The sequence below is a fragment of the Streptomyces sp. ICN903 genome (assembly GCF_022015835.1).
Classification (GTDB): domain Bacteria; phylum Actinomycetota; class Actinomycetes; order Streptomycetales; family Streptomycetaceae; genus Streptomyces; species Streptomyces fenghuangensis.
Window position 1 is genome coordinate 1 of sequence record NZ_JAKMAY010000273.1, and the last position, 7,723, is coordinate 7,723.

9 protein-coding genes are annotated in these 7,723 nt (G+C 73.7%); 3 read left to right on the forward strand and 6 right to left on the reverse strand.

Translation table 11 applies throughout. From position 1 onward, the window contains the following. On the forward strand, positions 1-405 hold a 405-nt coding region (locus tag L7D48_RS22870; RefSeq protein ID WP_237881984.1), incomplete at its 5' end, for a CAP domain-containing protein. 93 nt (positions 406-498) lie between these two features. On the opposite strand, the gene L7D48_RS22875 is transcribed toward L7D48_RS22870, so the two are convergent. The 6 genes from L7D48_RS22875 to L7D48_RS22895 all read right to left on the reverse strand — a co-directional run bounded on the left by L7D48_RS22875 (position 499) and on the right by L7D48_RS22895 (position 5,329). Next, entirely contained in the window at positions 499-1,002 is a 504-nt protein-coding gene (locus L7D48_RS22875; RefSeq protein ID WP_237881987.1) for a lamin tail domain-containing protein, read from the reverse strand. A gap of 146 nt (positions 1,003-1,148) precedes the next feature. Beyond that, positions 1,149-1,856, reverse strand: a complete 708-nt coding sequence (locus L7D48_RS22880) for a ribonuclease H (RefSeq protein ID WP_237881988.1) — start codon at positions 1,854-1,856, stop codon at positions 1,149-1,151. A 15-nt stretch (positions 1,857-1,871) separates the two neighbouring features. Beyond that, a complete protein-coding gene (locus tag L7D48_RS29220) occupies positions 1,872-1,994 on the reverse strand; it encodes a hypothetical protein (RefSeq protein ID WP_256463155.1) in 123 nt (40 codons plus the stop codon). 214 nt (positions 1,995-2,208) lie between these two features. Next, the gene (locus tag L7D48_RS22885) at positions 2,209-3,072 is read right to left on the reverse strand and encodes an ABC transporter ATP-binding protein (RefSeq protein ID WP_237881990.1); all 864 of its coding nucleotides are present in this window, start codon (positions 3,070-3,072) and stop codon (positions 2,209-2,211) included. An 89-nt stretch (positions 3,073-3,161) separates the two neighbouring features. Then, positions 3,162-4,262, reverse strand: coding sequence for an iron chelate uptake ABC transporter family permease subunit (locus tag L7D48_RS22890; RefSeq protein ID WP_256463156.1), 1,101 nt, complete (start codon positions 4,260-4,262; stop codon positions 3,162-3,164). Then, positions 4,259-5,329, reverse strand: a complete 1,071-nt coding sequence (locus L7D48_RS22895) for an iron ABC transporter permease (protein ID WP_237881994.1) — start codon at positions 5,327-5,329, stop codon at positions 4,259-4,261. The genes L7D48_RS22890 and L7D48_RS22895 overlap by 4 nt, the downstream gene beginning before the upstream one ends. 138 nt (positions 5,330-5,467) lie before the next feature. Here L7D48_RS22895 and L7D48_RS22900 point away from each other — a divergent pair, with 138 nt between their 5' ends. Together L7D48_RS22900 and L7D48_RS22905 are read left to right on the forward strand one after the other, a co-directional pair. Then, positions 5,468-6,505, forward strand: a complete 1,038-nt coding sequence (locus L7D48_RS22900; protein ID WP_237881996.1) for an ABC transporter substrate-binding protein — start codon at positions 5,468-5,470, stop codon at positions 6,503-6,505. A 96-nt stretch (positions 6,506-6,601) separates the two neighbouring features. After that, a complete protein-coding gene (locus L7D48_RS22905) occupies positions 6,602-7,531 on the forward strand; it encodes a siderophore-interacting protein (protein WP_237881998.1) in 930 nt (309 codons plus the stop codon). Positions 7,532-7,723 lie beyond the last annotated feature (192 nt).

Here is a 7,723-nt window from a genome sequence, read left to right on the forward strand (position 1 = left end):
TCCATGCCCTCCTCCCCCGCCCCGGCCGGCGATGCCGAGGCCCGCGTCGTGGAACTCGTCAACAGCGAGCGCGCCAGGGCCGGATGCGCACCCCTGAAGGTGAACGAGAAGCTGACCGAGGCCGCCCGGGCCCACAGCCAGGACATGGCCGACCACCGGAACATGTCCCACACCGGCTCCGACGGTTCCGGCCCCGGAGACCGGATCGAGCGGGCCGGCTACGAGTGGCGGACCTACGGCGAGAACGTCGCCCACGGCTACCGGACCCCCGAGAGCGTGATGGACGGCTGGATGTCCAGCCCCGGCCACAAGCGCAACATCCTCAACTGCTCCTTCGAGGAGATCGGCGTCGGCCTGGCACAGCCCGGCGACTACTGGACGCAGACCTTCGGCGCCGCCCGATAGGACCGAGCGCACCGGGCCCCTGCCGCCCTCATCCGTACGGCCCTGCGGGCCGCCTCTCCGCCGGGCGGAGAGGCGGCCCGCAGGGCTTCCGGATCACTTGTGGAAGGTGATGTAGCCGTTGCGGTCGGGGTCGGACCCGCTCCTGGTGTAGGAGTGCACGTCCGAGCGGCTGCCGGAGGGCTTGTACAGGTAGATCGTGTCGCGGTCGTTGTTCCAGAGGAAGTTGCAGTTGTCCCGGTAGACCACGTTGTACTTGTCGGAGTCGCTGCCGTGGCCGCCGCGGAGCCGGATGTGGTCGCCGGGCTGGAGGTAGTGGTTCGCCGTGAAGGCGAAGCGGTTGCCGGCGGCGTCCTTGACCACGTACCCCCTGAGGTTGATGGTCGCGGAGGACGAGTAGTTCTTGAGCGTCAGGTACTCCTGGTCGGTGTTCCCGGTGGAGCAGCTGTTGGAGTCCCGGCCGGGTGCGTCGTACTGGATGCCCCGGACCTTCAGCGCCGATCTGTACTCGGCGGCCTGGGCCGGGGATGCGGTGAGGACGGCCAGCGTGCCGACCGCGGCGGCCGCGGCGGTCGCGGCTATGACTGGGCGCTTGCGCAAGGGAGTTCTCCTCCACGTCGTGCGGAAACCGTGCTGCACGTGAAGGACTTGCGAAGAAGCCCGTTGGTTGCACTGTAAACAGGATTTTCAGCCTGCCACCGTCCCGGTACGGGCCGGTACCGTCTCCCCTCACCACCCTTTCGGTGTCACGCCCCGCCCGTTCCGGCGGCGGCACAGGCGGGGTGGCCCCAGCCGTCGGGGTTCTTCGCGATCGTCTCGCCCTTCGCGTACGGCCGGCCGCAGCGGCACCGGCCCGGGAAACGGGCCTTGAGCGGTCTCCCGGAGGAGCGGCCCGAGGCCCCGGACCTCCGCGCCGGCTTCGCCCCCGCCGCGCGGGACCGCCCGCCGGCGGGGGCGGTGCCGGGCTCGGGCGGCGGCAGGTCGTCCCCCGCCGCGGAGCCGGCCGGCCGCTGGGTGCGGGCGCTGTGGCTCGCGGCGCGGTCGGCGGCGTCGTTGAGCCGGTCGCCGTCCACCTGGTGGGCCGGGGTGTAGACGAACTCGACGTCCCGTCCGGCCAGCAGTCCGTCGATGCGCACCACCAGGTCCCGGTTGGCCACCGGTGTTCCGGCCGAGGTCTTCCAGCCCTTGCGGCGCCAGCCCGGCAGCCAGGTGGTGACCGCCTTCATCGCGTACTGGGAGTCCATCCGCACCTGTGCCGGTACGGCCGGGTCCAGGACCTGGAGCAGTCTCTCCAGCGCGGTCAGTTCCGCCACGTTGTTGGTCGCCCGGCCCAGCGGGCCGGCCTCCCACCGCTCCACGTCGCCGTCGGCTCCGGCGATGCCCCATGCCCAGGCCGCGGGCCCGGGGTTTCCCTTCGAGGCGCCGTCGCATGCGGCGATGATCCGTTCCAGCACCCTGCGATCCTGCCATCACCGCACCGCTGCCGCGATCACCGGCCCGGCGTCCGCCTCTCTCCCGGCGATCGCCCGCACCGCCGCCCACGCCGGCGGGCACCGCGCCCACTCCTGCCGGGCGGGGGAGATTCCGGCCACCGGTGCGAACCTCCTGCGCGTGAAGCAGCGTCGGCTGCTGCCGGGCGACCGGCTGCGCACCGTCCGGGCGGCGGGGGCCGCCCGGACGGACTCGTCACCCCCCTGGACCGCGGACCGTACGCATCCTGCGCCGGGCCGGCGACCGTCACGCCCGCCCGCGGAACGCGCCGTCCGGCGGGGCGGGACGGCGGCCCGGGCCGGGAGAGGTGACGGGTCAGGAGAGGTGACCGGCCGCCTGCGGTTTGCGGGCGCGGCGCCGCGCCGCGGGCACCACCAGCGGGGTTCCGGTCTCCGGGTCGTCGATGACCCGGCAGGGCAGGCCGAAGACCTCCTCGACCAGTTCGGCGGTCACGATCCGCTCCGGCGGCCCGGAGGCCACCACCCGCCCGTCGCGCATGGCGATCAGATGGGTGGCGTAGCGGGCGGCGTGGTTGAGGTCGTGGAGGACGGCGACCAGGGTGCGGCCCTCCTCCTGGTGGAGGCGGGCGCACAGGTCCAGGATGTCGATCTGGTGGGCGAGGTCGAGGTAGGTGGTCGGCTCGTCCAGCAGCAGCAGGGGCGTCTGCTGGGCCAGCGCCATGGCGATCCACACCCGCTGCCGCTGCCCGCCGGACAGTTCGTCCACCGAGCGGTCGGCGAGTTCGGCGACACCGGTGGAGGACATCGCCTCCGCCACGACGCGCTCGTCCTCGGCCGACCACTGGCGCAGCAGGCTCTGGTGCGGATAGCGGCCCCGGGAGACCAGTTCGGAGACGGAGATGCCCTCGGGGGCGACGGAGGACTGCGGCAGCAGGCCGAGGGTGCGGGCGACCTGCTTGGCATTGGCCGAGGAGATGTCCCTGCCGTCCAGGAGGACCGCCCCGGCGGCCGGCTTCAGCATCCGCGACAGGGCGCGCAGCAGGGTGGACTTGCCGCAGGCGTTGGGGCCGATGACGACGGTGAAGGAGTGGTCCGGTATCGCGACCGTGAGGTCCTCGGCTATCGTCCGCCGGTCGTAGGCGAGGGTCAGGCCCTCGCCGCTCAGCCTCGTCCCTCCGGCCGCCGGGGCGCCGTGGTCGCGGTGGTTGCCCTGCGTCATCCGTTCTGCTCCGTCCTGAGGGTGTCCGACCGGGGCGGTGTGCTGAGGGGCCTGGGGGTCCTGGAGGTCCCGGACCGCCGCGGGGGTGTTCATATCCGTCCCGCCTTCCGCTGGGTGGCCAGCAGCCACACCAGGTAGCAGCCGCCGAGGAGGCCGGTGACGACGCCCACGGGGATCTGCCGTCCGGTGAAGAGGTTCTGCGCGGCCCAGTCGGCGATCACCAGCACGGCCGCGCCCATGCAGGCGGCGGGCAGCAGGTTGGGGCCGGGCGCGCGGGTGAGGCGCTTGGCGAGCTGGGGCGCGGTGAGCGCGACGAAGGAGACCGGACCGGCGCAGGCCGCGGCGAAGGAGACCAGGACGACGGCGGAACCCAGCGCCGTGATGCGGGCGCGCTCGACGCTCACGCCGAGGGCGTGGGCCGCGTCGTCGCCCATCTCCGTCATCCGCAGGGCCCTCCCGCAGCCCAGAACGGCGACCGGGCCCAGTATCGCCAGGGCGATCAGCAGGGGGGTGAGTTCGGGCCAGCCGCGGCCGTCGAGGCTGCCGGTGATCCACAGGACCGCGCGGGCCGCCTCCATCAGCTTGCCGCGGGTGAGCAGGTAGCCGTTGACGCCGGTGAGCATCGCCAGGACGCCGATGCCGGTGAGCACCAGCCGGTAGCCGTGCATCCCCTGGCGCCAGGCGAGGGCGTGGATGAGCAGTCCGGTCAGGAGCCCTCCGGCGATGGCGCCGCCGGCCAGGGCCGCGCTGCTGCCGCCGGCGAGGACGACGAGCAGCGCGCCGGTGGAGGCGCCCTGGGTGATGCCGAGCATGTCGGGGCTGCCCAGCGGATTGCGCACCACGGACTGGAAGACGGCGCCGGCCAGGCCGAGCGATGCGCCGACGAGGAGGGCGGCGAGCACCCGGGGCAGCCGCAGCTCGTTGACGATGAAGTCCTGGGCGGGGGTGCCGCCGCCGGTGAGCGTGGTCAGCACCTCGGCGGGGCTCATGGGGTAGTCGCCGCTGCCGATGGTGACGACACCGGCGGCCAGGGCCGCGAGCAGGCAGACGGCGGCGGCGATCAGGGCGCGGGGGCGGAAGCGGAGGCTGAGCGCCGGCCCGACGCGGAGGGTCCTCACCCCGGTCCTCGTGCCTGCTCCCGTGCCTGCTCCCGCGGTGGTTCTCGTGGTGGTCCTCACGGCGGTCCTCATGCGGCGGCCACCTTCCGCCGGCGCAGGACGTAGAGGAAGAGGGGGCCGCCGAGGACGGCGGTGACGACGCCCACCTGGAGTTCGCCGGGGCGGCCCAGCAGCCTGCCGAGCACATCGGAGCCGAGCAGCAGCACGGGGGCGAGCACCGCGCAGTACGGCAGCATCCAGCGCAGGTCGGGACCGGTGACCGCGCGGACCAGGTGCGGCACCATCAGCCCGACGAAGACGATGGGGCCGGCGGCGGCGGTGGCCGCACCGCACAGCAGGGTTACGGCGACGATGCCGGCGGCGCGGACCTTCTCCGGCCGGGCGCCCAGGGCGCGGGCCTGGTCGTCGCCGAGCACGAGGGCGTTGAGCGGCCGGGCCAGGGCGAGGGCGACCAGGGTTCCGGTGGCGATGAACGGCAGCACCTGCTCCACGGCGTCCATCCGGGCCGAGGCCAGCGAGCCGACGGTCCAAAAACGCATCCGCTCCAGCGACGCGGCGTCCAGGATCATCGCGGCGCTGACGTAGGAGTACAGGGCGGCGTTGAGCGCCGCGCCGGCCAGCGCCAACCGCGCCGGGGTCGCCCCGCGCCCGCCCCCGACGGCGTAGACGAGGACGGAGACGACCGCCGCGCCGGCCAGGGCGAACCACACGTAGCCGGTGAAGCCGGTCACTCCGAGGAAGGCGATGGCGGTGACCACCGCGGCCGAGGCGCCGGCGTTGATGCCCAGCAGCCCGGGGTCCGCCAGCGGGTTGCGGGTCAGCGCCTGCATCACGCAGCCGGCCAGGCCGAGGGCGAGGCCGACGAGCAGCCCGAGCAGCGTGCGCGGCAGCCGCATCTCGTGCACCACGCTCCAGGTCGCGGAGCCGCTGTCGAAGAGCCCGGACCAGACCTCGCCCGCCGACAGCGGCCGGGCGCCGAAGCCGAGGCTCAGCACCAGCAGGACGAGCAGAAGGGCCACGGCGCCCGCCAGCCCGGCGGAGCGCAGGGCGGTACGGGTTCGCGTCGGCGGCCCCTCGGCGGCGGGGGGCGGCGCCGGCTCCGTTCTCTCCCCCGCGGGGCTCGGTTTGATCAGTGACACGTGCGGACTCCGGTGTGCCGGGGGGAGGTCGGCGACCGCCCCCTTGGGCTCGAACTTTGGTTAGGTTAACCTAACAGCCGCGGCCGGTCGCCTGAACACCTGCCGCATCCTTGTGCGTTTGCTCAGAGAGGCCCAGTCATGTCCTACGCAAGAACCGCCAACCTCTCCCGCCGGGGCATCCTCGCGGCGGGCGGCGCCCTCGGTCTGGGCGCCCTGCTCGCGGCGTGCGGGGACGGCGGTTCGCAGACGTCGGACAAGGCCGCCGGGAAGGACGGCGGCCCCTGGTCGTTCACCGACGACCGCAAGAAGAAGGTCACCGCCGACAAGACCCCCGAGCGCATCGTCGCCTTCACCGGCACCGCCGCCGCCCTGGCCGACTTCGGCCTGAAGGACCGGATCGTGGGCGTCTTCGGCGAGACGCTCCTGGAGGACGGCTCGGCCCACCCGCAGGCCGGCGACCTGGACGTGAAGAAGATCGAGGTCATCGGCAACGCCTGGGGCGAGTTCGACATCGAGAAGTACGCCGCTCTCAACCCCGAACTGCTGGTCACGCACCAGTACGACTCCAGCTCGCTGTGGTACGTGCCGGAGGAGAGCTCGGACAAGATCCTCAAGCTGGCCCCCAGCGTCGCCGTCCAGGTCGCCGAGGTCTCCCTGCTCAAGCCGATCCAGCGCTACGCCGCCCTGGCCGAGTCCCTGGGCGCCGATCTGAAGTCCAAGCAGGTCACCGACGGCAAGGCCCGTTTCGAGGCGGCGGCCGAGAAGCTCCGCAGGGCCGCCAGGGCCAGCGGCGGACTGCGGGTACTGGCCGCCTCCGGCAGCGCGGACTACTTCTACGTCTCCACCCCCGCGCCCGCGGCCGACCTGAAGTACTTCGCCGAGCTGGGCGTCAACTTCGTCATCCCCGAGGACGTCAAGGCCAGCGGCGGCTACTTCGAGAGCCTCAGCTGGGAGAACGCCGGGCAGTACGAGGCCGACCTGATCATCCTGGACAACCGCAGCACCGCCCTGCAGCCCAAGGACCTGAAGTCCAAGCCCACCTGGGAGGCGCTCCCGGCGGTGAAGGCCGGGCAGGTCGCCGAGTGGGACCCAGTGCCGCGCTTCTCCTACCAGGGCGCCGCCCCGCTGATGGAGAACCTCGCCGACGCCATCTCCAAGGCGAAGAAGCTCGGCTGAGTCGGGGCCGGTAAGGCGCCGCGGCGCCTTACCGGCCCCGATCGCACCGCCCCGAGACCGCGCAGGACAGCAACCTCCGAGAAGGAGAGCCCTCAGATGACACCGCGCACCGCCACTCCCGTCGCCCCTCCCGCCGCCTCTTCCGCGGCTCACCGGCTGCCGGCACCCCGTCGCGCTCCCGCCGCCCGGCCGGCCTCGCCGTTCGGTTTCTTCGAAGCCTCGGTCGTGCACACCGCGCGGCTGGGACCGTCCCTGGTCCGGATCACCTTCGGCGGGGAGCGGCTCGGGCGGTTCGCGGGCGGCGGGAGGGACCAGAGCTTCTCGCTCTTCCTGCCGCAGCCCGGCCAGCGCGAGCCCGTCGTCCCGGTGGAGCTGGGCGACGGCTGGTTCGCGGCCTGGCGGGCGATGGACCCGGCGGTGCGCGCGGTCATGCGCTCCTACACCGTGGCCGCGCAGCGTCCGGAGGCGGGCGAGGTGGACGTCGACTTCGTCCTGCACGGCGACACCGGGCCCGCGACCCGCTGGGCGCGGCGCGCCCGGCCGGGCGACCGGGTCCGCCTGCTGGGCCCGGTGACCCCGGAGAACAAGAGCGTCGGCTTCCGTCCTCCCGCCGGCACGGACCGGGTGCTGCTCGCCGCCGACGAGACGGCACTGCCCGCCGTCGCCGGGATCCTGGCCTGGCTGCCGGCCGGCGTCCGGGCGCGGGTGTGGGTGGAGGTGCCCCGGGCCGGGGACGTACGACCGCTGCCCACCGCGGCCGACGCGGAGGTCACCTGGCTGGTCCGGGAGGATCTCCGGCGGCACGGCGCGGTGGTCGACGCCGTGCGCGAGGCCGTGCTGCCCGGGGAGGTGTGGGGCGGCGCGTACGCGTGGCTGGCGGGCGAGGCCGCCGCGGTGCGGGCGCTGCGCCGCCATCTGGTGTCCGAACGGGGCCTGGAGCGCGGCCGGGTGGCCTTCTCCGGGTACTGGCGCCTGGGCGCCTCGGAGGAGGACCTGCGCACCGAGGCGCTCGCCGGCGCCGCCTGACGGGAGGTCAGGCCCGCACGGAGCCCCACGTACCACCCGCGGTACGAGGGGCTCTCGCATGATCAGAGTAAGTTAGGATAGCCTTACCTAAGTTTCCCGCTCCCCCGATTCGGAGGACCCGCGCGTGAGCCCCCAGGGATCCGCCTCCCCTCTCGCTCCTGCCGACACGGCCGCCCCCGCCGGCGCCGACCC

Coding starts and splice junctions, on each gene's coding strand:
- L7D48_RS22905 (WP_237881998.1), top strand. CDS start 6,602: ATGACACCGCGCACCGCCACTCCCGTCGCCCCTCCCGCCGCCTCTTCC.
- L7D48_RS22885 (WP_237881990.1), bottom strand. CDS start 3,072: ATGACGCAGGGCAACCACCGCGACCACGGCGCCCCGGCGGCCGGAGGG.
- L7D48_RS22900 (WP_237881996.1), top strand. CDS start 5,468: ATGTCCTACGCAAGAACCGCCAACCTCTCCCGCCGGGGCATCCTCGCG.
- L7D48_RS22890 (WP_256463156.1), bottom strand. CDS start 4,262: ATGAGGACCGCCGTGAGGACCACCACGAGAACCACCGCGGGAGCAGGC.